Raw genomic sequence first — 19,993 nt, 5'->3', positions numbered from 1 at the left:
ACCGAACGATGCCGCATCAGGCCGCCTCCCCCGTGATCCCATCGAGCCGGACCGGCAGCGACCGCAGCGCTCGCTGCGCCGCTCGCCGCGTCGTGCGCCGGGCGCGGACCTGGTCGGTCAGCTCCCGCGACAGGCGGAAGGTCTCGACCTGCTCGGCCGCGGCCCAGCCGCGCTCGGCTTCCTCGATCAGAGCGTCAATCTCGGCGATCTCCGCCGCCATCTGGTCCTCCCTCGCCACCGAGGCGATGTCGTCGTCGACCAGCGGGAACAGCGCCTCGCTGGCCCCGCGGTCGGTGATCAGCACGGTCTTCATCAGGCAGCCCGCCCTTCGGTCGCGGTCCAATGCGCGTCGGCTCGCAGCTGCGCCCGCTGCCACCGCTGATAGGCCAGCCCGGTGCGCTCCACGGCCGCACCATGCGCGACCTGCGCCTCCCGCAGCGCGGCCCGGTAGTCCGCGCGCGCCGGCTGCTCCGCGACGAGCTGCCGCATCGACGCGACCCGCGCGGCCAACCGGACCATCTCCCGACGCGCGGCCAGATACCCCTCAGCCGCCCGCTCCTCCGACAGTCGAAGCGCCACCAAAACGGGACGCTCAATCACAATCGAATCCATATCAACTCTCTTCGTCGAAACGGACACTGGAAAATGGGTGGCGGTGCGACTCGATCGAGTCGCACCACTCGACCCATGTAGCTCTGACCAGCAGCGTTGACTGATTCAGAGGACGAAAATTCGCATTTTGCCCAGTTGCTTGCATCAGGGCGACGGACTAGGCGGGTCGCTTACGGCTTAGCTACCTGTCCGCCCCTAGCTTTTCTCCGAGCCAGGCCGGGTACATGAAGTTCTCAAACAACGGAAGTTCGATTTGTGGGGTTCGACCCCTCGTTTCTCGACCTGCCTCAGCCTAGGTCGAACTAGGTCAACTTGTCGCTACTCCGTCCAGGTGAACTAGGTCAGTCTGGGTCAGGCTAGGTATGCTGACGTCATGGAGATGCTGTCGGCGGCGCTAGCCCCCTTCGAGCGCGTCGCGGAATCAGTGCGGCGTGCGGTTCGGTCGGGGGAGTGGGAACCCGGGCACAAGCTTCCGAGCAATCGAGAGATGGCCAAGGAGCATGGCGTTTCGCTCGCGACGCTCCAGAAGGCGATCGCCCTCCTACAAGACGAGGGATGGCTGGTGTCGCGGGCTTCGGTCGGCGTCTTCGTCGCGGACAACCCCCCGAAGGCTGGTCCAGCTGTCTCGCTCGAAGATCTTCGACAATCGCTGGACGAGCTGCGGGACGAACTCGGTCGACTTCAGGCTCGCGTCGCGAAGCTGGAGTCCGAAAAGGACTAGCCGGAGCTGGCGACCTGCCGGAAGAACGTGGCGACACCGTCGATCGCTTCTGTTGCTGCGCTGGAGACTGCGCGAACCCAGGCGGCCGCATCGCTCGGGTGCTTGATCACGAGCGCAACGATCGCGAGGGTGATCAAGCCGCCCATCAGCTTCTTGAGGACGCTTCCGCCTCCAGTCGGCAGGGGAACCACGTTGCCCTTCTTGCCCATCGTTACCTCGCTCCGGTGGTGTTCGTGTTCGCTGTCATGAACCAAGAACACCGCACTGGCGGCCGCGGTGGTAGACGATGAGCAGTCGCGTCCGCGCTATTCCGGAAAGGACTATTCCGGGGTGGCATACGCACTGGTCAGGGCCTTCCAGCCGTCTGAAAGAATCTGCGACAAATCCGAGTTCGGGGCTTGCCAGCCCAGCTCCTCGCGGATGCGCCGGCTGTCCGCGAGCAGCACGCGGGGCTCGTTCGCAGGCGGGTTCCGCTTGATCCGGACGGGGCGGCCGGTGATCTGTTCCGTGGCCGCGAGAACGTCGTTGATGGATGTCTCGCGGCCGCTGCCGACGTTGTAGGCGCGCCACCCGCCAGGGGTGCACGCCTCGATGGCGAGGACGAAGGCGTGCGCCATGTCGGCGACATGCACGAAGTCGCGAACGGCTGACCCGTCGCCGTTGACGCCCAGCTCTTCGGCGAGTCCGGCCTGGACGGCGAGCACCTTGGGGATCAGGCGGGTGAAGTCGCGGTCCGGGTGGTCGTCGACGGCACCGGCGATGTTGAACGCGCGCAGGCTGATCGCCCCGAGCTGGCCGGTTGCCGCGACGTTCGCCGCCGCGAGGTCGGCCGCAGCTTTGGTTGCTCCGTAAGGGTTCGTGGGGGCGATCAACGCGTCTTCGCTGATGGGCTGGATATCCGGGGTTCCGTAGACGGCCGCCGTCGACGCAAGTACGAGCTTGGCCGGCACGTCCCGGTCCGTGAGGGCTTCGAGCAGGTTGAGCGTGCCGTTGACGTTGGTGTGCCAGTACGGCAGGGGATCGGTCAGGGACTCGCGGACTCGCGCGCGGGCCGCGAGGTGGCACACGCCTTCGACGTCGCGGACCGCTTCGCGGAGGCTGGCAGGGTCTTCGACGTCCCCGACTGCCGTCGCCGCTGCCAGCCGTGGGGCCCTGGCGGCGTCGCGCACGAACGCCACCGGCTCGTGCCCCCGCTCGGCAAGGGCAGCGACGACAGCGTGTCCGAGGTACCCGGCAGCGCCGGTGACGAGAACGCGCACGTGCTCAGCTTGCCAGGAGCGTGTTCCGGTGCTGCCAGGCCAGCTCGATGCAGGCACGCGAGATCGGCGAGAGCGGTTCGGACTTCAGCCGCTCGCGAGACTCCGAGTTGAAGGGGATGCCCACAGTCGGCCGGCCCGCCTCGGTGCTGACGGCGGCGCCCTCCTCGTTGACCTCGACCATGCCGGCGAAGAGCTGATCGAACACCGGTGCCTCGATGACGGCGACGGTCAGCAGCTCGACCCACAGCGTCAGCGGTTCGAGCACGACGGCGCAGGTGAAGACGCGGAAGTCTCCGGCCGCGCGAGCAGCGGCGAACGAGCGGAACGGCTCGTCGTGCTCGTAGTCGATGGGGTCAAGGGCATTGCCGTCGTGCTCGGGGTTGCCGAGGAACTCTTCGGAGTACTCGCGCTGGATGTTGCGCCACAGGGAGAAGTCGTTGGCCTGGTGCGCGGGCGCGAGGGCGGCGGGCTGGAACACCCCGGCGGGGATGACGTGGAACATGCCGCCGGCGACCGCGGTGGCCTTGGCGTCGCGGCGGTGCAGGAACATCCGGTGCCCGTCGATCGGGTCGCGGCGGATGGTCAGGGTGTTGATGCTGGGCAGCATCGGGCGGGCGAGCAGGTCGAACGGATCCTCAATGTGCCGACGCAGCGGCAGGTGAGCCAGGCTGGGCCGCTTCCGGCCGGCGCGCAGCCACGCGTCGGCGAACTCGTGGGCCGCGGCCTCGCAGACGTCCAGCACGTCGAAGTAGGTGGTGTAGCTGAACCCGAGGCGGCCCTTGTCGCCGGCCCAGTCGACCTCGGCGAGGCGGTAGCTGACGCGGTTGTCCAGCAGCTTCGGCCGGGCCAGGTCGCGCAGGGCACGGGAGTAGAGCCGGAAGCGGTCGCCGTCCGCGGCCAGCGGCCGGACGCTCTCGGTCTGATCGATGCCGCCGGTGATGGCAGGCTTGGGCTGGGCCTCGGCGAGCCAGTACAGCTCGATGTCGGACAGCTCGACTGGCTCGGAGGGCAGCCAGCTCGGCTGGGTCAGGACGGTGGTGCCGGGGATGCAGTGGGCCCGCGGGTACAGCTCGGAGGCGAGGTCGCCGAGCCGGGCGCGGTTGGCGTTCAGCTCGCGTCGCACGAGCTTCCAGTGCTCCTGGCTCTCGTGCGGGGCACCGGCCTCGCTGACCTGCCCTGGCTTGGGGATCGCGTCCGCGGAGTGGTCCGGCAGGATGCCCAGCCGCTCCGGCGGGATGTGCAGCTTGGTCGCGATGGAGCGGAGCTCGGCGAGGCCGGGCACGAGCTTGCCCTTCTCGACCTTCGACACCCAGGACTGCGTGGTGTTGAGCAGGTCAGCGGCGTCCTGCTGGGTGAGGTTGTGGTGCTGCCGGTACCAGCGGATCACCTCGCCGGCATCGGAGCCATCGGGAGGAGCGGCGACTGCCTGTGCCACGTGAAGCCACCTTTCAGCATGTTGAGGATGGGTCACGATGTCGCCTCCGCTTCGTCGTCCTCGCACCACGGATTGTGGCAGGTCTTGGACAAGCAAGGGCGCAACCCGATGGTCGGTCCGATTTCATGGCTGGTGCAGCCGAGCGTCTCGCGGATCGCCACGTCGGCGCGTTACGCCAGCTTGTCGACCGCGCGGTGAGTTCGGCGGCGTTCCGGGCGATCGGCTTTCAAACCGCGAAATAGGTCGCCAGCGTCCATCTCCAACGCTTCGGCGACCGCCAGGACGGAGGGCAGTTCGGGCGGAGGCGCTGGCCGCGTTCGAGGCTGGCGCACCACCCGACGGGGACACCGGCCGCGAAGGCGACCTGCTCCTGTGTGCGCTCCAGCTCCTTGCGCCTGTCCCGGATGCGCTGGCGGAGCGCCGCGATGGCGTCGCGGGCGGTCCGGGTCGGCTTGGGCACCCCGCAACCCTGATCGAGCTGGCGCGACCAATCTACGTGATCGAAGGCGCCTATCGCGCGGCTTACGCCGCCGACATCGCCCGAGGCCTGATGATCAGATCTGCAGTAACGAAACGTCGAATAATCACTCGCGTGCAGACGGCAGAGGAGGAGAATGATCGGCCATGACGTACCGCAGCCCATTCGGCGACATCGCCACCAGCGACCATAACGGCCCGGACGCGCTGTGCCTGTCTCGCACACACTGCGCGAACGCGGTCGAGGACACGCTCGCTGAGTTCCACCAAGCCGCGGTCGCCGCCATCCTCAGTCGGGCACCGCAACCGGCGTTCTTCCTCGCCCGCCAGCTCGCCGAGCTCAGCCTGAAATCCCTGTACGGCACCAACTTCCCGATCACCCACAGCCTCACCAAGCTGCTGGACGGCCTCTCCCAGCGCGGCGACGAACTGCTCGCCGCCGGAGCGGAGCAGGACTTGGTCGTGGCGTTCGTCCGCGACCTCGACCGCCACGACGCGGGTGGCGACCAGGGCAGGTACCCAACCTCTCGCAACGGCGACCCGGCACTGGCCACCGTGTGCTGCGCAGACCCCACCCTGCTGCGAGAGCACGTCGACCGGCTCTACGGCTACGTCCGGCGTCGGCTGACTGCGCTCCCCGCCGCTCCGGTCTGATCCCGCCGCGGTCGTGCACGTTGGGGTTGCCTGACCAACTCCCGGCTGATAGGTGAGATAAGCGGACGATCGCGGCCCGCGGCCGCAGACCTGAAGGACAGCAGCAGCATGGCATTCAAACGCTCCAGCAGCGCGGCCGCGATCCCGAGCGACCCTGTTCAGCTCTACCGCAAGCTAGCCGAGACCAACGACGGCCCGGAATCCCTGTGGTTCCACCAGGGAACCGTGTTGCAGGACTGGCACAAGAACCACGCGGCCGACCAAGACGTCGCAATCGAGCTGCCGACCGGTGCTGGCAAGACCCTGGTCGGTGGGCTCATCGGCGAGTACCGGCGCCGCGCGTTCCGCGAACGGGTCGCCTACCTGTGCCCGACTCGGCAACTGGCGCGCCAGACCGCCGACAAGCTCACCGAGTACGGCATCCCCAACGTGCTGCTCATCGGCAAGGTGCGGAACTGGAACAAGGCCGACCGCGCCCGCTACACCGCGGCGAACGCGATCGCCGTCAGCGTCTACAGCCACGTCTTCAACTCCAACCCCGCCCTCGACCACGCGCAACTGCTACTGCTCGACGACGCGCACGCGGCCGAAAGCGCGGTGGCCGGGCCCTGGAGCCTGGAGATTGACCGGACCAGCGAGGACAGCGCCTACTTCGACGTGCTCTCGGCACTGGCGGACGCTCTGGACCCGCTGGTCCTGAACCGGCTGCGCAGCACCGCGGCCGACAGCCATTACCGCAACACCGTCTACCTCGCCTCACCGCTCGGCGTCGCAGCGCAGGCAGCGCACCTCGAGCAGACGCTCGACGCGGCCGTCGACGCAGGCAAGATCAGCGACGAGGGCGCGTACGCGCTGGAATTCCTGCGCGGTCACCTCGACAAGTGCCTGGTCTACCTGTCCCACCGCCGCCTGCTGATCCGGCCGCTCATCCCGCCGACACTGGTCCACCCCGCCTTCGACAATCCGGCCCGCCGGGTCTACATGAGCGCGACCCTGGGCGCCGGCGGCGAGCTGGAACGGATCTTCGGCAGGCGCAAGATCACCCGCATCCCAATCCCCGAGGGCTGGGAGAAACAGGGCACCGGCCGCCGGCTGTTCTGCTTCCCCCAAATGACCAGCGATCTTGCTGACGAGGCGGAGAAGGTCGACGCCTGGGTCGCCAGCGTCGTCGCCGAGCACGGCCGCGCCGTCATCCTGACACCGGATACCCGCACCGCCAACGCCTTCACTGACACCTGCCTGCCCGAAGATCACAAGGTGCTCAAGGCCGACGACGTCGAGGACGACTTGACGGTGTTCACGAGCGAGCCCGCCGCGGCCCTGGTGCTGAGCAACCGCTACGACGGCGTCGACCTGCCCGACGACGACTGCCGCCTGGTCGTCCTCGCCGGCCTGCCCGCCCGCGGCGACCTGCAGGAGCGGTTCCTGCACGGCTCGCTCGGCGCGGTCGAGGTCCTGCAGGAACGTATCCGGGCCCGCATCATGCAGGGTGCTGGCCGCGCGACCCGCAATGCCAAGGACTTCGCCGCGGTGCTCGTGCTGGACGACGACCTCGTCTCCTACGTCATCCGCCGCGACGTCCAGGAGGCCATGCACCCGGAGATCCACGCCGAGCTGGAGTTCGGCTACCAGCACAGCCTCGACAAAACCTCGGCCGAAATGCTGGAGAACCTGCGGATCTTCGCCGAGCACGGCGCCGACTGGCGGGAGGTCGACCAGGACATCGTCGACGACCGCGAACAGTACGAACGCATTGACGCGCCCGGCACCACCGAGCTGCAGCGCGCCGTCAGCCATGAGGTCGCAGCCTGGGAGGCCATGTGGCAGGGCGAGTGGTCACAGGCCCTGGACTGCATCCGCCAGGTGCTCGACGCCCTGCGAGGCGGCCGGGCGCCGCAGCGATACGCCGCGCTGTGGAACTACCTAGCTGCGTGCATCGCGCAACGGCTGGCCCAGCAGACCGGAGACCCGGCCCTGAGCGCCGCGGCGAAGAAGTTCTACAGCCACGCCCGCACCGCCGGACGCGGCACGACCTGGTTGTCAAACCTGGCCGCGCCCGCCGAAAGCGCAACCGTCCCGGCTGAACCAGCGCTAGACCCGCTCGACGAACAGGCGATGACCGGCGTGCTGGACAACGCGGCACGACTGGCCAAACCCACGGTATTCGACACCGAGGTCCAGCAGGCCCGTGCCGCGCTGCTGGCCAAGCCGCACAAGCCGTACGAGGCCGCCCTGGTCGTGCTCGGCAAGCTCGCCGGCGCTCTGCCGAGCGAAGGCGACGGCAACAACGACTCCGCGCCGGACGCCGTCTGGATCTTCGGTAACACGATGTGGGTTGCGTGGGAAGCTAAGAGCGAGGCCAAAGAGGACGGCGAGCTTGGCGCTGCGGCCGTCCGGCAGGCAGGTGGCCACCTGCGCTTCACCGCCAACAAGCGCGCCGAGGCCGCTCCCGGCGACTCCGCCGCGCTGCTGGTGACCCCGCAGACCCGGATCCACCCGAGCGCGCACGCCGTGGCCGAGAGTCACGTCTACCTGCTGAGGCCAGAAGACGTCGTAGACCTATTCGACCGACTGGTCCGGGCGTGGCGCACCGTGCGGACCCGTGATCTCGATTCCCTGACGCCCACCGAGATTGCCACCATCTTCCAGAAGGAGGGCGCGCTCCCCTCGCAGTGGCTGTCTCAGCTGCGTTCCAGGCCACTGCAGCAGGACGAGACGACCGAGTAACCGTGCTTCCCACCGCGCCGCTCCCACTGTTCAACCACGCACACCGTCGAGGCCAACCCCGCTAGACCCCCGTCGGGATCGACCAGAACGACGGACGAGCGGTGCGAGCGATTGGAGGTTCCTGTTGCGCGAGTCATACGGCGTCGCGAACACGCAGGACCTTCACGCCGTGTCGCCAGCGGCCCAACTCGAACGCGGCGTCCACCTCGACTTCGACCTCCACCTCGGGTACTACCGGTATGTAGGCTAGCTCGCGCTGTCGGCCGGGCAGTCCGGCTCGCGCAGCGGGGAGGGTGGCGCGTTCGCCGACGGCGCGGAGTCGGCCGGCCAGGGTTGCGCGCAGCGGCGCGGCGAGCGGCAGCGAGGTGGCGGTGAGTCGGACCGGGCCCTGGGGAGTGCGATGGCCCAACACGAGGCCGCGAGGCTTGGCTAGGTCACCGGTTGCCCCGGCGATCACCAGATCCACGGTGGTGCGCCAGCGGCGCTTGATCCACGGCAACTTCGGGTCGCCGTACGCGCCGCGGCAAGGCTTGCGCACGTAGCCCTCGATGCCGCGACGGGCGATCTCCAGGCCGAACCAGCGTCGTTCGGCCTCGGCCTCGGCCAGCGTGTTCTGGATTGGCTGAAGGTAGGGCTGCGGCTCAGGGAGCCTGCGCAGCAGCTCACCCCGGCGCGTGGTGTAGGCCGCGGATCGGAGATCGCGCCGTCCGGCGGCGAGGACGTCGAAGAGCACCAGCACCACGGCCAGACCTTCGGCCTCACGGCGGGGCCTGCCCAGCCACAGGCCGCTGAAGTCCAGCCGGTCGCCGCGCAACGCGCACAGCTCGCCGTCCAACACCAGGTCACCCAGCGCCGACGCGGCGGCCGCGACCTCCGGGAACCGGCCAGTCAGATCTTTATGCGCGCGGGTCAGCAGCAGGCCGCCCGCCGTGTAGCAGCGCCAGCCGTCCAGCTTCGGCTCATACGCCACCGGCCCGGCCGGACGGCGCGCCCGCGCAGGAAGCTGCGACTCCAGCACGGGTGCCATGAGCGTGACCGGCGGCTTCAGGACCGCCACACCGTCATCCTCAGCCCGCTCGCGTCAACGCGCCGGACAGCGACCCGACCGGGTGGACTAGCGAGCGGGTGCCCAGCGAGGCAGAATCGAACGCATGTTCGAGAATGTGCCAGTGTTGCCAACCGCAGGGCACTTGCAGGTGCTCAGGACGCCGCTTCGCGTGTGGGTGAACCTCAGCAAGGTCTATCCGGACAGCGCCACCAACGAGAACCACCCCCAGGGCGTCGACCTCCGCGCCACCGTGCCCGGCCTGCTGAAAATGTGGGACCGCACCACCACCGGCAAGCGCCTCGCCTGGGTCGCCTTCACGATCGGCAGCGCCGCCACCCGCTCACGTGTCGGTCAGTGGGTACTCGCCGACGCGATCCGGCCCCGCGAAGGCGACACAACCAAGTACGACTGCGAAGACTTTCCGGCGATGCCCGTGCTGTGGCGACGGGGAGGAACGGATTAGCCTTCCTCGCGAGGACGGTCCTCCGCAGCTCGACCATAGAAGGGTGCGGACCAGTCGGGATGAGTCTTGCCGTTGACCGACACCTGCCAGCGATAGCGGCGGTTTGGTTCAAGCGGCACCCCGGGGCCCAAGTTGACCACCAGGCTCGCCGTCGCAGGTGCGTCGTGCGCCATGCTGTCCCGGTCCTTGACCTCGGCGTGAGCTCGGATAACCAACGGTTCGCCATCCTCAAGGACCGGCACCGGCTCGTCGTTCGCATCGAGGAGCCTCAGGGTCACCTCATACGTACCGGTTGCCTCGCTTCGACGCTCGAAGGCGAGCAGCGTGACGAGGGCCATAGGAGATCGTGTAGGGACGACCACATTCGTCCACCCAATGCCGAGGGCGTGAACCTTGCCACTCGTCCGATCACTCTGGGCAGAGTCGGCGAGCAGGACGGTAACCCTCACCGAGCAACCTCAATCGGCTGATCGGAACTAACCAGAAACCCGACGAAAGTCGAGCGCTCCTGTCCTGCACCACCGACTGTGTCCATTAGGTGTGGCTCGTCGCTGACGAACGGAGCATCGCCATCGAAACTGACCTTGAAGTGCACCTTTGCGCCGATCGCATGGGCGTAGCGCAGGATGGTTGAGAACTTGGGATCCCCGCCGATGCGTTCGAAGTTCGAGACAGCAGACTGGGTGGTCTCCATCTCCTCCGCGACGGCAGACTGAGTGAGCTTGCGGTGGTGTCGTGCACGGACGAGGGTTTCAACAACGTCAGCGAGCTGCCCAGCCACTTGCCGGCCTGCGGCAACACGCCTGTCGTTCTCGTCGATGCCGAGTAGCGCGAGAAGTTTGCCCGCCATCATGACCCCTTCCAGCTGCCTCTCAGTATCGCCCGCAGACGATATCTGTACCAGTCACGTCTGTGTTACGCCTGTGCCTGCCAGTTCCGGAGGCGCTCGACTGCGACGTCGATCGCCTTCTTGTCTACCTGCTTCTTCTTGGCAAAGAAGTGCAGCGCGAGCAGGACGAGGTTGCCGTCGACTTCGGCGTACAGCAGGCGGTAGGTGCGCTGCGAGAGGTTCAGCTTGAACTCGAAGACGCCGTCGCGCAGGTACTTGACCTCCTTCGGTAGGGCGCGTCCCTCCGCGACACGGTCCATGATCTCCTGCATCCGACCAAGTTCGTGGTGGGCGAGGTTCGCGCGGCGGATGTCCTTCTCGACCGGCGACCCGCCTCCGGGTGCCGTGTAGAACTGCCACTCCCGCGACACCCGTCCTCCTTGCTCGGCACTCGTCGCCAACCTGATCGCGAGAGGGCTACGTCACGTTAGCGATCGATGCCGATCTGCAACTCCGTCCGCAGGCGCGCTGCTGTGAGCCGGGGCCGGTCGAAGCCAAGTGAGACCGGCTCGGGCCGAGCATGTCCGGGAAGGGAGCGGCGAGGGGGCCGGTTAGACGGCCGTTGGGTGCTCACTTCGGGTCTCAGTCACCTGCGGTCGTTGAGGTTCTCGAACGTTCATCAAATGCGCCTGACCTGCTGTTTCAGACCGAAAGTACCTTGCTGAACCGAGTACCTGAGACCTGAAAAGCGGAAGGTCGCCGGTTCGACCCCGGCCCTGGCCACGGTCGATGAACCGCTCCGATGCACGTCGGGGCGGTTTTTTCATGTCTGCGGTCGCGCCACCGGCCGGTGGTGATCTTGGTTCACCGCCGATGGCCGCGTCTTGACCGGAGGGTGCTGTGGAGCTGGTTCGCCTTGGGGACGAACTCAATGGTGTCCTGGTGCGAGTGCTTGGTCGCTTCGGGGCGGGGGCCCTTCAATTTCACGATCACCTCGCCGCCGAGGTGGTTGTGGTGACCGAGTTCGTCAGCGGCAAGCTCGATCTCGTGCTCGCGCCCGCGGACCTCCAGGACTGGGAGCACGCCCTGGACGCGCTGGCGGTCGGCGGGGGCGTTCGATGGCTGGACGGCGGCCGCTCGCCCGAAATCCAGCTGTCCGGGCGGGAGTCCGGGAGCCTTGTCCGGGTGACCGTGGTCGATGAGCCCGCCTCCGGTGTCTCCGTGACTCTCGAACTGCCCGTTGCCGACGGGTGGATCGACGACCACCGGGCGCGGCTGCGGGCGGTGCGGGAGGCGTGGCCGAGTGAGGTCGTGGAGGCCTCGCCCGGTGTGTACGAATGGCGCTGACCGTAGTTCTCCCGTACCGCAAGCCCGCGGCGCTGCGTTCGGGGCCTTTCGCGTGGCTACGGAGCGTCAGCGGCGCCGCCTAGGGTGGGGGCGCTATGGACTCGCCCGTGGATGTCAACCTCGTCGTCTTCCAGGTCAACGGCAGGGATGACGACCTGCTCCACGGGGCCGCCCCGGCGCGGGCCGAGGACGCCGTCCGTCAGGCTTGGCGCCAGGTGCAGGAACAGCGCGACGTCCAGGCGAGCGAGGTCACCCGCATCCACAGCACCTGGCAACCCTCCCGCGTGGATCGCGTCTTCCTGGCCGGCACGTTCCCCCGCGCCGAACGCACCCATGACTTCGACCGGCCCGACGGCGACGACTGGGACACCGCCCTCGACGCCGCAGCCGCGGCCCGCGCCGGTCGGGACAGCTTCGTCCAGGCGGAACGGGACGGCGAGTGGCTGCCCATCCTCCACACCTACGACGGCCCGCTGAAGCTCTACGCCTCCCTCCCCCTCGTCGACGGCCGCCTGTACCTCGGCTTCGCCAAGACGACGATCACCCCCGCCGGCCGGATCGGCATGTCCCACCTGCTCAAGAACCGCTTCGAGGCGATGACCGGGGACGAGCTCCAGGAACTGCTCGACGAAGCGTGCGGCAACCTCGCGCGCGGGCTCCGCTTCGGCGTGCACGACGACGAGGCGAAGGGGCGCCTGGTCAGCGTGGAGCGCGGCGACGACAACCTGTGCGCGGCCTCGGCGATCGTGCTCGGCCAGTTCCACGACAACGTCGCCCACCACGTCGGTGAGGACAGGCTGATCGTCGGGCTGGTCAGTCCGGACCACATCTACGTCGCCGGCGCGAGTTCCGGCTGGGTGGAGGAGATCACGGACTGGGTGCGGACCTCGCCCGACACGAGCGGCGACCTGGTGCCGACCGTCCTCCTGATCGACGGCTCCGGAAACATGGAGATCATCGCCGAGCGCCCGACCGGACGAGTGCCCGCCGACGCGACAGTCTGACCGGTCAGCGGGCCGCCACCCAGGCTTCGATCCCGTCCAGGAACCGGTCCACCCCGAACTCGAGCGCGGCCGGCAGCGCCTCGCCGTCCCCGAGGTCCTCAGCGGACTCGGCGGCCTGCACGGCGGCCAGCGCCGGGTAGTCCGCGGGGTTGATCAGCTCGCCCAGCACCTGCGTGAGTTCGGCTTCACTGCGCGGAAAACCGTCCTCGGTCTTCCCGGCGCCGCTCATACCGAGGCTGATCTGGGCGACGCCGCGCACCACCGCGGTCAGGTGCAGCGCCGCCGCGCGGGCCTGGCCGCCGACCAGCCCCGCCTTCAACAGGGGCCGCAGCAGACGGTCCAGCCACGCGAGCTGGTGCGGGCCCATCGGCGCGTGGTCGAGCGGCACGAGCAGGAGCCACGGCCGCGCCTGGAACCCCGACCACAGCGCGGCCACCCACTGCCGCACCGCCTGCCGGAAGTCGTCCGTGTCGTCGAGCTCCGGCGGCTTCCCGGCCGCCACATCGGCGACCACCTCGAGCAGCAGGTCCTTGCCCGGGATGTGGTTGTAGATCGACATCGTCGAGTAGCCCAGCTCGGCGGCGATGCGTTGCATCGACAGCGCCTCCAGGCCGTCCGCGTCCGCGATCCGGACCGCGGCCTGCGCGATCCGCTCCACGTTCAGCCGCGCTCGCGGCCCGCGCCGGCCACGCGATCGCCCGGACCACAGCAACGTGAGGTTGCGCTGGAGGTTGGTCGCCTTGCTGTCGTCCGCCACCGCGTCATTCTAAAACTATGTACCTCATACGTTTATATGTATGGTGTACATAGTTTTGGAATCGGAGGAACAGACCATGACCTCGACGACGAACGCACCCCGCACCAAGCCGCCCAGCCGGCAACGGGCCTGGCGGCGCAGCCCTTGGATGGTCCCGCTGGCTCTCGTGGCGGTGGCGTTCCTGGCCTTCTCGGTGCCGCCCTACCTGACCTTCGACCCCGCCCGGTCCCGTCTGGAACCGCCGCCGGGCAACGACCTCTACTACCCGCTGCTCGTCGGGCACGTCCTGTTCGGCGCCGTCGCCATGGCCACGGCGTGCTTCCAGATCTGGCCCGCGTTCCGCGCGAAACACCCGCGCGGGCACCGCATCACCGGGCGGGTCTACGTCTTCGCGGGGGTGCTGCCGGCCGGGCTGCTCGGGCTGTACATCAGGTGGCACACCGCGGCCGGGCCCTCCGTCCGCGTGGCGAACCTCGTCGGTTCGGCGCTGTGGCTGGTCGTCACGGCCGTCGGGTGGCGGATGGCCCGTCGGCGCCGTTTCGGCGATCACCGCAGGTGGATGGCGCGCAGTTTCGCGCTGGCGATGTCGATCGTGCTCAGCCGGGTCGTCAACGTCGTCGCCACGATCGTCCTGACGCCCCAGGTGGACACGACCTTCCTCGGCAGCGCGGAGCTGATGACCTACAGCGCCGCGAGCATCGGGGTGTGGCTCAGCCCCTTCCTCCTGTGGGTGGTCACGGACCTGCTGCTGGAACGCCGCGGTCAGCGCCTGGTCAGGAAGAAGTAGGCGTAGCGCTCGTCGAGTTCGTTCTCCGGCACCAGTTCGATCGCCTCCGGGCGGAAGCCCACGCGCGCGGCCAGCTTCCAGAACTCCGGGATCGCGTAGGTCGTCATCTGCGACGGGCCCGTCCGGTACGAGCGGCGGCGCGGCCTGGTCAGCCAGCGGCCCTCGTCGTACTTGATCTGGATCAGGGCGAGGCCGCCGGGGGCGAGCACGCGGTGCGCGAGCCGCAGGATGCGTTCGCCGTACTCGGGGGTCGGCAGCACCTCGAAGACGTAGAGGCACAGGAACACGTCGCACGGCCCGGGGATCTCCCGCAGTGCCGCTTCCGGTGCCGGGACGTCGACGGCGACGCCGCGGAACGGGGTGTCGCACACCGCCTTCACCTGCTTTTCGCACTCCAGCAGGCTTTCCGTCGAAATGTCGACGCCGACGAACTCCTTCGCGTGCGGCGCGAAGTGCACCGCGTTCGCGCCGCCGCCGCAGCCCCACTCGAGGACCCTGTCCCACGGGCGGTCGAAACCGGCCATCCGCGCGCCGCGGCGGAACATGTCCAGGTGCCGCCTGCCGATCTCCTCCCACGGCACCTTCTCGCCGAACACCGGGGCGTCCGCCCAGTGCGAGTTGTCCTTCCAGTCCACGTCGGACCGGTCGGACCAGAAGGACTGCGCGTCGGCGGCGATGCGGCGTTCGGACTGCGTCAGGCCGATGGTGGCGAGCCCGCGGTGCCACGCGGCCAGCGCGAGCGAGACCGCGCGGCGTCTTCTTTCGGACATATCGGTCATCCTGCCGGATTCACCCGTTTGGGAGGAGTCCCGTCGGCAATGTGGTGCGGGATTCCGAGCACGGCGTGGTCGGCGTACCCGAGCGCCTCGGCGACCAGATCGGCCAGGTGGTCGCTCGTGATGCGGTAGAGCATCCGGCGGCCCTCCCGGCGCGCCCGCACCAGGCCGGCCAGCCGCAGCCTGCCGAGGTGCTGCGAAACCGACGACCGGGACGCCGGCACCTGCGCGACCAGGCTGGACACGTCCTGCTCGACCGACAACAGCCGCAACAGGTGCAGCCGCGTCGGGTCGGCCAGGTGGCCCAGCACCTCCGCCGCCACCCGCAGCCGGGCGGCATCAGTTGTGTCGTCATGCGCGCGCATGCTTGCATATTGCCATGGGGACCTCGCACGGACACGGACACGGCCACCGAGCGCGGCGGCTGCGGCACCTCGTCACGCCGCACAGCCACGACAGCGCCGACCGGTTGGACAGCGCGCTGGAGACCAGCAGGCGCGGGATGCGCACGCTCGTCTGGTCGTTCCTGGCGCTGTTCGTCACCGCGGCCGCGCAGCTGGTCGTCGTGTTGTTCACCGGCTCGGTCGCGCTGCTGGGCGACACCATCCACAACTTCGCCGACGCGCTCACCGCGGTCCCGGTCGGCATCGCCTTCGCGCTCGGCCGCCGCGCCGCGAGCCGCCGGTTCACCTACGGGCTGGGCCGGGCCGAGGACCTCGCCGGGGTGGTCGTCGTGCTGATCATCGCGGGGTCGGCGGCGCTCGCCGGGTACGAGGCGGTCCGGCGGCTGATCGAGCCGCGGCCGGTCACCGGGCTGTGGGTGGTGGCCGCGGCGGGCGTGATCGGGTTCCTCGGCAACGAGCTGGTCGCGCGGTGGCGCATCACGGTCGGCAGGCAGATCGGCTCCGCGGCGCTTGTCGCGGACGGGTTGCACGCGCGGACGGACGGGTTCACCTCGCTCGCGGTGGTGCTCGGCGCGCTCGGCGTCGCGCTCGGGTTCCCGATGGCCGACCCGATCATCGGGCTCGTGATCACCGTCGCGATCCTGCTGGTGCTGCGCGACGCCGCGAAGGAGGTGTTCCGGCGGCTGATGGACGCGGTCGATCCGGCGACCGTCGACCTGGTCGAGCAGACCGCGCGGTCCGTCGACGGGGTGCGCGCGGCGCGGGACGTGCGGGTGCGGTGGATCGGGCACAGCCTGCGCGCCGAGCTGGCGGTGGCGGTCGACCCGGCGCTGACCGTGACCGCGGCGCACCACCTCGCGCACCAGGTGGAGCACCGGCTGACGCAACGAGTGCCGCGACTGACGGCGGCGGTGGTGCACACGGAGCCGGCGCTGGGCGCGGAGGGGGCGCACGAGCTGGTGGGGCCGCGGTAGGGAGGGGGTGTTGGGGGCGCCTCATGGGTTCGCGGTAGCGGGGGGCGAGGTGGTTTTTCTTTAGGGGGGCGGGTTGCGGGCGGGTGTTGGCATTGCGCGGCGGGGCGGCGGGCCGGTCTGTCGGTGGCGTCGCGGTAGTGGGGGCGAGGTGGTTTTCCTTTAGGCAGGCTGGTTCGCGGGCGGGTGTTGGCACTGCGGGACGGGCGCGCCTGAAGGGCTGCATCAGGGGGCGCGGTGGCTTTCTGCGGCACAGGACATCCAATTGCTGTGATGCTCATCACTTGCTCCGCACATTGATCGTCTGTATTGTGCTTCCTTGGCGCAGTGGATATCGAGCACATTCGACAGGAACTGGCCACTTTCCAAGGCTCCCGGATCGTCGAGGCGAACGGGGACGTCTTCGCCATCTACGACCCCCGCGGGGACCTGCCGCCGCAGCGTCAGATGCCCTGGGCGACCATCGTGACCTCGGACAACCCGTACGACGACACCTCGAACCTGGATCGGCCCGGGGTTTTCCGCCTCAACATCGGGCTCACCCGCGACCGCTTCAAGGAAGTCGTGCCGGACGGGGACTACGACGTCACCGCCCTGGACGTCCTGTTCCCGCACCCGCTGTACGGCGGGCAGCACTGGGTCTGCGTGATCAACCCGGACGAAACCTGGCCGCAGGCCCGGAAACTCCTCGACGAGGCCTACGAGTTCGCGGTCCGCAAGTTCGAGAACGCGGAACGCCGGCGTCGGTAGCCTGCCCGCATGGACGTACGGCGCCGGCGGGTGGCGGCCCAGCTCTTGGACCGGTCGAAAACACCGACGCTCGTCGGCGCCGTGCGCCACCTCCTCGCCGTGCAGGCCCAGGAACCGACCGCCTTCCCGCTGGCGCTGCGGGCCCGGGTGCCCGGCCTGACCGCCGCCGAACTCGACGAAGCCCGCCGGGACGCCACGCTCGTCCGCTGCTGGGGCCCGCGCGGCACCCTGCACCTGATCGCCCGCGACGACCTGCCCTGGCTGTACCCGCTGGTGAAACCGAATCCGGTCAACTCGCTCCGGCGGCTCAAGGAGCTCGGCGTCGACAACCCCGACGCCTCACGCGCTGCCAAGGCTCTCGACGGCCGCGGCCCGCTCACCAAGGCCGAACTCGGTGAGCGGACCGGGACCGAGGGGCAGGCGACGGTCCACCTGGCGATGCTCGCCGCCGCGCGCGGGCTCGTCGTGCTCGGGCCGGAACGCGCCGGCAAGCCCACCTACGTCCACGCCGCCGACTGGCTGGGCACACCCCTGCCGACCGAACCCGGCGACACCGCCCTCGGCCAGCTCGTCGCCCGCTACCTGGCCGCGCACGTACCAGCCGAGCCCGCCGACCTCGCCGCCTGGTCCGGAATCCCCGTCACCAGGCTGAAACCCCACTGGCGCGAGTCCACAGTAGACGTCGAAGAAGCGGCCGGCACAGTCCGCCTCATCCCGGCCTTCGACGAGTACCTCCTCGGCTGGCGCACCCGGGACCACGCCGTCGCCCCGGAACACCGCAGGCTCGTGCACCCCGGCGGCGGCATCGTCAAGGCAGCCGTCCTCGTCGACGGCCGCGTCGCGGGCACCTGGACCCGCGCGGGCGGCCGCGTCGACGTCCAGCCCTTCGAAGACCTGCCGGACCTGACCGCGGAAATCGAGGACCTGCGCCGGTTCGACGGAAAATGAGTCGATCACCGCGACCGGCGCCAGCTATGCTGCCGGGCGTGAACAGCCCCGAGTCGGACAGAGGTCAGCGGATCACCCGCTGACCCTGTTTTCTCCGACTCGGGAGCTTTGTCATGCCCTTTGCCGTCTACCTGCTCGGGCTCGCCGTCTTCGCCCAGAGCACCTCGGAATTCATGCTGTCCGGGCTGGTCCCGGACATCGCCGCGGACCTGGACGTCTCGATCGCCGCCGCGGGCTACCTGACCTCGGCGTTCGCGGTCGGGATGATCGTCGGCGCGCCGCTGCTCGCCATCCTCGCCCGCCGCTGGCCGCAACGCCGGGCGGTCACCGCGTTCCTCGTCGTGTTCGCCGCCGCGCACGTGCTCGGCGCGCTCACCTCCAGCTACGCCGTCCTGCTCGCCACGCGGATCGTGGCGGCGCTGGCCAACGCCGGGTTCTGGGCGCTGGCCACCACGGTCGCCGTCGCGCTGGTCGCGCCGGACGCCAAGGGCCGGGCGATGTCGGTGGTGATGGGCGGGGTGACACTCGCCTGCGTCGCGGGCGTGCCCGGTGGCGCCGTGCTCGGCCAGGCGTGGGGCTGGCGCTCCGCGTTCTGGGCCGTGGCCGCGCTCGCCGTCGCGGCGACGATCGCGGTGGTGCGCACCATCCCGGTGTCCAAACCGGACACCGAGGCGACCGCCGTTCGTCCGCTGCTGCGCCGTCCGCTGTTGCTCACCTACGCCACGAACGCCCTCGTCCAGGGCGCGACCTTCTGCACGTTCACCTACCTCGCGCCCCTGATCACCGAGGTGGCCGGGCTGTCCGAGGCGTGGGTGCCCGCGACGCTCGTGTTGTTCGGCGTCGGCGCGTGCGCCGGCATCGTGTTCGGCGGCCGCGTCGCCGACGCCCGGCCGCGCACGGTCCTGCTGACCGGCACGGCAGCGCTGACCGTCGGCTGGGCCGCGCTCGCGGTGAGCGCGTCCAGCCCGGTCGTCACGCTCGTTCTCGTGTTCCTGCAAGGGATGCTGGCGTTCGGGCTGGCGCCGGCGCTGACCGCGCGCGTGTTCTATCAGGCCCCGGGCAACGCGCTGGCCGGCGGCTTCACCACGGCCGCGTTCAACGTCGGCAACACGCTCGGCCCGGCACTGGGCGGGCTCGCGCTCGACGCGGGTCTCGGGTTCCGCTCGCCGGTCGTGGTCAGCGCGCTGCTCATGGTCGCATCAGTCGCGCAGGTGTACGGCCAGGTCCGACCGGCCAGGCGCGAGGTCGGCGCGTAGCACCAGGTCCTCGTCGTAGTCGCCGCGGTTCTGGTGGCGGAACGGGATCGGCTCCGCGCTCTCCAGGGTGCGGAGCCGGTCCCGCAGTCCGGCTACCGCCGCGTCGAACCCGGCGTCGTCGAGGCGGTCGGCGCTCAGCACGGCGAACGGCGGCAGCGGCGCGATGCCCGTGTACCAGAATGTGCCGTGGTGCAAGGGGAACAACAGGTCGTTCAGTTCACCGTGGACACCCCGCGGTCCGATGCTGGACGGCCGCGCGCCGATCGTCGTCACCACCATCGCACGCTTGCCGGTGAGCTTGCCGTCGCCGTAACGCAGCACCGTGCCGTCCTCGGCGGCGATCCCGTAGCCGAGGCCCTTCACGAAGACCCGGTCGAACCAGCCCTTGAGGATCGCCGGCAACCCGTACCACCACATCGGGAACTGCACCACGATCGCGTCCGCCCAGTCGAGCTTCTCCTGCTCCGCCCGGATGTCCGCGGGCAGGCGGCCGGACTCGTACGCCTCCTGCGAGGCCGAGGCGACCAGCATCCGCTCGGCCGGGTCGTGCTCGAAGTCGCCGTAGTCGACCACCGGGTTCCACTTCATCGCGTACAGGTCCGACACCCGGCAGGAGTGGCCGAACTCGTCCAGCGCCTTCAGCCCCTCGTCACGCAGCGCGGCGTTGAGCGAGCGTCCCTCCGGGTGGGCGAAGATCCACAACACGTTCATGCCACCAGGCTCCGCCGTCACCGCGCCTGCGACGAGTGGCCCGATGGTCAGCATGTG

General features: G+C 69.4%; 24 protein-coding genes. 11 read left to right on the top strand and 13 right to left on the bottom strand.

The genetic code is table 11. From position 1 onward, the window contains the following. Nucleotides 1-16: 16 nt before the first annotated feature. Together ABZ193_RS25410 and ABZ193_RS25405 are read right to left on the bottom strand one after the other, a co-directional pair. Complete coding sequence (locus ABZ193_RS25410) at nt 17-313, bottom strand: hypothetical protein (protein WP_354711716.1); 297 nt, start codon at nt 311-313, stop codon at nt 17-19. Next, the gene (locus ABZ193_RS25405) at nt 313-612 is read right to left on the bottom strand and encodes a hypothetical protein (RefSeq protein WP_354711714.1); all 300 of its coding nucleotides are present in this window, start codon (nt 610-612) and stop codon (nt 313-315) included. The genes ABZ193_RS25410 and ABZ193_RS25405 overlap by 1 nt, the downstream gene beginning before the upstream one ends. A gap of 373 nt (nt 613-985) precedes the next feature. On the opposite strand from ABZ193_RS25405, the gene ABZ193_RS25400 reads away from it, so the two are divergent. Further along, nucleotides 986-1,333 (top strand): GntR family transcriptional regulator, encoded by a 348-nt coding sequence (locus ABZ193_RS25400; RefSeq protein WP_354711713.1) that lies wholly within the window; start codon nt 986-988, stop codon nt 1,331-1,333. On the opposite strand, the gene ABZ193_RS25395 is transcribed toward ABZ193_RS25400, so the two are convergent. The 3 genes from ABZ193_RS25395 to ABZ193_RS25385 all read right to left on the bottom strand — a co-directional run bounded on the left by ABZ193_RS25395 (nt 1,330) and on the right by ABZ193_RS25385 (nt 4,027). Continuing rightward, nucleotides 1,330-1,542 carry a hypothetical protein gene (locus ABZ193_RS25395; RefSeq protein ID WP_354711712.1) on the bottom strand — a complete coding sequence of 71 codons (213 nt, stop codon included), beginning with the start codon at nt 1,540-1,542 and terminating at the stop codon, nt 1,330-1,332. The two genes, ABZ193_RS25400 and ABZ193_RS25395, sit on opposite strands and share 4 nt — an antisense overlap. Before the next feature lie 111 nt (nt 1,543-1,653). Next, complete coding sequence (locus ABZ193_RS25390; RefSeq protein WP_354711711.1) at nt 1,654-2,592, bottom strand: NAD-dependent epimerase/dehydratase family protein; 939 nt, start codon at nt 2,590-2,592, stop codon at nt 1,654-1,656. A gap of 4 nt (nt 2,593-2,596) precedes the next feature. Then, a complete protein-coding gene (locus tag ABZ193_RS25385; protein WP_354711709.1) occupies nt 2,597-4,027 on the bottom strand; it encodes a helix-turn-helix transcriptional regulator in 1,431 nt (476 codons plus the stop codon). 624 nt (nt 4,028-4,651) lie between these two features. Here ABZ193_RS25385 and ABZ193_RS25380 point away from each other — a divergent pair. Next, complete coding sequence (locus ABZ193_RS25380; RefSeq protein ID WP_354711708.1) at nt 4,652-5,158, top strand: hypothetical protein; 507 nt, start codon at nt 4,652-4,654, stop codon at nt 5,156-5,158. Between the two features lie 225 nt (nt 5,159-5,383). After that, entirely contained in the window at nt 5,384-7,885 is a 2,502-nt protein-coding gene (locus tag ABZ193_RS25375; RefSeq protein WP_354711706.1) for a DEAD/DEAH box helicase, read from the top strand. Nucleotides 7,886-8,018: 133 nt separating this feature from the next. Here ABZ193_RS25375 and ABZ193_RS25370 read toward each other — a convergent pair whose 3' ends face one another. Beyond that, nucleotides 8,019-8,942: a hypothetical protein gene (locus ABZ193_RS25370; protein WP_354711705.1), complete on the bottom strand. Its 924-nt coding sequence runs from the start codon at nt 8,940-8,942 to the stop codon at nt 8,019-8,021. A gap of 94 nt (nt 8,943-9,036) precedes the next feature. Between ABZ193_RS25370 and ABZ193_RS25365 the strand changes: the two genes are divergently transcribed. Further along, a complete protein-coding gene (locus ABZ193_RS25365; RefSeq protein WP_354711704.1) occupies nt 9,037-9,396 on the top strand; it encodes a hypothetical protein in 360 nt (119 codons plus the stop codon). Here the strand turns inward: ABZ193_RS25365 and ABZ193_RS25360 are convergent. The 3 genes from ABZ193_RS25360 to ABZ193_RS25350 all read right to left on the bottom strand — a co-directional run bounded on the left by ABZ193_RS25360 (nt 9,393) and on the right by ABZ193_RS25350 (nt 10,656). Beyond that, nucleotides 9,393-9,734, bottom strand: a complete 342-nt coding sequence (locus tag ABZ193_RS25360; protein WP_354711703.1) for a hypothetical protein — start codon at nt 9,732-9,734, stop codon at nt 9,393-9,395. The genes ABZ193_RS25365 and ABZ193_RS25360 overlap by 4 nt on opposite strands. A gap of 107 nt (nt 9,735-9,841) precedes the next feature. Then, complete coding sequence (locus ABZ193_RS25355) at nt 9,842-10,249, bottom strand: helix-turn-helix transcriptional regulator (RefSeq protein ID WP_354711702.1); 408 nt, start codon at nt 10,247-10,249, stop codon at nt 9,842-9,844. Between the two features lie 62 nt (nt 10,250-10,311). Next, complete coding sequence (locus ABZ193_RS25350) at nt 10,312-10,656, bottom strand: type II toxin-antitoxin system RelE/ParE family toxin (RefSeq protein WP_354711701.1); 345 nt, start codon at nt 10,654-10,656, stop codon at nt 10,312-10,314. A gap of 469 nt (nt 10,657-11,125) precedes the next feature. Between ABZ193_RS25350 and ABZ193_RS25345 the strand changes: the two genes are divergently transcribed. Both ABZ193_RS25345 and ABZ193_RS25340 read left to right on the top strand, forming a co-directional pair. Continuing rightward, on the top strand, nt 11,126-11,572 hold the full coding sequence (locus ABZ193_RS25345; protein WP_354711700.1) for a DUF5959 family protein: 447 nt from the start codon (nt 11,126-11,128) through the stop codon (nt 11,570-11,572). A 95-nt stretch (nt 11,573-11,667) separates the two neighbouring features. Further along, the gene (locus tag ABZ193_RS25340) at nt 11,668-12,576 is read left to right on the top strand and encodes a hypothetical protein (protein ID WP_354711699.1); all 909 of its coding nucleotides are present in this window, start codon (nt 11,668-11,670) and stop codon (nt 12,574-12,576) included. A gap of 4 nt (nt 12,577-12,580) precedes the next feature. Here ABZ193_RS25340 and ABZ193_RS25335 read toward each other — a convergent pair whose 3' ends face one another. Further along, on the bottom strand, nt 12,581-13,333 hold the full coding sequence (locus ABZ193_RS25335) for a TetR/AcrR family transcriptional regulator (protein WP_354711698.1): 753 nt from the start codon (nt 13,331-13,333) through the stop codon (nt 12,581-12,583). 76 nt (nt 13,334-13,409) lie between these two features. Here ABZ193_RS25335 and ABZ193_RS25330 point away from each other — a divergent pair, with 76 nt between their 5' ends. Continuing rightward, nucleotides 13,410-14,120: a DUF2306 domain-containing protein gene (locus ABZ193_RS25330; RefSeq protein ID WP_354711696.1), complete on the top strand. Its 711-nt coding sequence runs from the start codon at nt 13,410-13,412 to the stop codon at nt 14,118-14,120. Here ABZ193_RS25330 and ABZ193_RS25325 read toward each other — a convergent pair. Both ABZ193_RS25325 and ABZ193_RS25320 read right to left on the bottom strand, forming a co-directional pair. Next, complete coding sequence (locus ABZ193_RS25325; protein ID WP_354711695.1) at nt 14,096-14,890, bottom strand: class I SAM-dependent methyltransferase; 795 nt, start codon at nt 14,888-14,890, stop codon at nt 14,096-14,098. The two genes, ABZ193_RS25330 and ABZ193_RS25325, sit on opposite strands and share 25 nt — an antisense overlap. Before the next feature lie 5 nt (nt 14,891-14,895). Continuing rightward, nucleotides 14,896-15,261: a metalloregulator ArsR/SmtB family transcription factor gene (locus tag ABZ193_RS25320; protein WP_354711694.1), complete on the bottom strand. Its 366-nt coding sequence runs from the start codon at nt 15,259-15,261 to the stop codon at nt 14,896-14,898. Between the two features lie 14 nt (nt 15,262-15,275). Between ABZ193_RS25320 and ABZ193_RS25315 the strand changes: the two genes are divergently transcribed. The 4 genes from ABZ193_RS25315 (at nt 15,276) to ABZ193_RS25300 (ending at nt 19,225) form a co-directional block, all read left to right on the top strand. After that, nucleotides 15,276-16,274 (top strand): cation diffusion facilitator family transporter, encoded by a 999-nt coding sequence (locus tag ABZ193_RS25315; protein ID WP_354711693.1) that lies wholly within the window; start codon nt 15,276-15,278, stop codon nt 16,272-16,274. 324 nt (nt 16,275-16,598) lie between these two features. After that, nucleotides 16,599-17,021 (top strand): DUF6194 family protein, encoded by a 423-nt coding sequence (locus ABZ193_RS25310; protein WP_020418272.1) that lies wholly within the window; start codon nt 16,599-16,601, stop codon nt 17,019-17,021. 9 nt (nt 17,022-17,030) lie between these two features. Beyond that, nucleotides 17,031-17,969, top strand: coding sequence for a winged helix DNA-binding domain-containing protein (locus tag ABZ193_RS25305; RefSeq protein WP_354711692.1), 939 nt, complete (start codon nt 17,031-17,033; stop codon nt 17,967-17,969). Nucleotides 17,970-18,082: 113 nt separating this feature from the next. After that, entirely contained in the window at nt 18,083-19,225 is a 1,143-nt protein-coding gene (locus tag ABZ193_RS25300) for a Cmx/CmrA family chloramphenicol efflux MFS transporter (protein ID WP_354711691.1), read from the top strand. Here the strand turns inward: ABZ193_RS25300 and ABZ193_RS25295 are convergent. Beyond that, the gene (locus ABZ193_RS25295; protein WP_354711690.1) at nt 19,169-19,936 is read right to left on the bottom strand and encodes an NAD(P)H-dependent oxidoreductase; all 768 of its coding nucleotides are present in this window, start codon (nt 19,934-19,936) and stop codon (nt 19,169-19,171) included. The two genes, ABZ193_RS25300 and ABZ193_RS25295, sit on opposite strands and share 57 nt — an antisense overlap. Nucleotides 19,937-19,993 lie beyond the last annotated feature (57 nt).

The organism is Amycolatopsis sp. NPDC006125 (assembly GCF_040614195.1).
GTDB classification, from domain to species: domain Bacteria; phylum Actinomycetota; class Actinomycetes; order Mycobacteriales; family Pseudonocardiaceae; genus Amycolatopsis_E; species Amycolatopsis_E tucumanensis.
Note: the sequence above shows the minus strand (reverse complement) of the source record. Positions and strands in the feature narration are given on the sequence as shown.

What these genes read in the sequence shown, in the direction of transcription:
- ABZ193_RS25410 (WP_354711716.1), bottom strand. Translation starts at nt 313, where the DNA reads ATGAAGACCGTGCTGATCACCGACCGCGGGGCCAGCGAGGCGCTGTTC.
- ABZ193_RS25405 (WP_354711714.1), bottom strand. Translation starts at nt 612, where the DNA reads ATGGATTCGATTGTGATTGAGCGTCCCGTTTTGGTGGCGCTTCGACTG.
- ABZ193_RS25400 (WP_354711713.1), top strand. Translation starts at nt 986, where the DNA reads ATGGAGATGCTGTCGGCGGCGCTAGCCCCCTTCGAGCGCGTCGCGGAA.
- ABZ193_RS25395 (WP_354711712.1), bottom strand. Translation starts at nt 1,542, where the DNA reads ATGGGCAAGAAGGGCAACGTGGTTCCCCTGCCGACTGGAGGCGGAAGC.
- ABZ193_RS25380 (WP_354711708.1), top strand. Translation starts at nt 4,652, where the DNA reads ATGACGTACCGCAGCCCATTCGGCGACATCGCCACCAGCGACCATAAC.
- ABZ193_RS25365 (WP_354711704.1), top strand. Translation starts at nt 9,037, where the DNA reads ATGTTCGAGAATGTGCCAGTGTTGCCAACCGCAGGGCACTTGCAGGTG.
- ABZ193_RS25360 (WP_354711703.1), bottom strand. Translation starts at nt 9,734, where the DNA reads ATGGCCCTCGTCACGCTGCTCGCCTTCGAGCGTCGAAGCGAGGCAACC.
- ABZ193_RS25355 (WP_354711702.1), bottom strand. Translation starts at nt 10,249, where the DNA reads ATGATGGCGGGCAAACTTCTCGCGCTACTCGGCATCGACGAGAACGAC.
- ABZ193_RS25340 (WP_354711699.1), top strand. Translation starts at nt 11,668, where the DNA reads ATGGACTCGCCCGTGGATGTCAACCTCGTCGTCTTCCAGGTCAACGGC.
- ABZ193_RS25330 (WP_354711696.1), top strand. Translation starts at nt 13,410, where the DNA reads ATGACCTCGACGACGAACGCACCCCGCACCAAGCCGCCCAGCCGGCAA.
- ABZ193_RS25325 (WP_354711695.1), bottom strand. Translation starts at nt 14,890, where the DNA reads ATGTCCGAAAGAAGACGCCGCGCGGTCTCGCTCGCGCTGGCCGCGTGG.
- ABZ193_RS25320 (WP_354711694.1), bottom strand. Translation starts at nt 15,261, where the DNA reads ATGCGCGCGCATGACGACACAACTGATGCCGCCCGGCTGCGGGTGGCG.
- ABZ193_RS25315 (WP_354711693.1), top strand. Translation starts at nt 15,276, where the DNA reads ATGGGGACCTCGCACGGACACGGACACGGCCACCGAGCGCGGCGGCTG.
- ABZ193_RS25305 (WP_354711692.1), top strand. Translation starts at nt 17,031, where the DNA reads ATGGACGTACGGCGCCGGCGGGTGGCGGCCCAGCTCTTGGACCGGTCG.
- ABZ193_RS25300 (WP_354711691.1), top strand. Translation starts at nt 18,083, where the DNA reads ATGCCCTTTGCCGTCTACCTGCTCGGGCTCGCCGTCTTCGCCCAGAGC.
- ABZ193_RS25295 (WP_354711690.1), bottom strand. Translation starts at nt 19,936, where the DNA reads ATGAACGTGTTGTGGATCTTCGCCCACCCGGAGGGACGCTCGCTCAAC.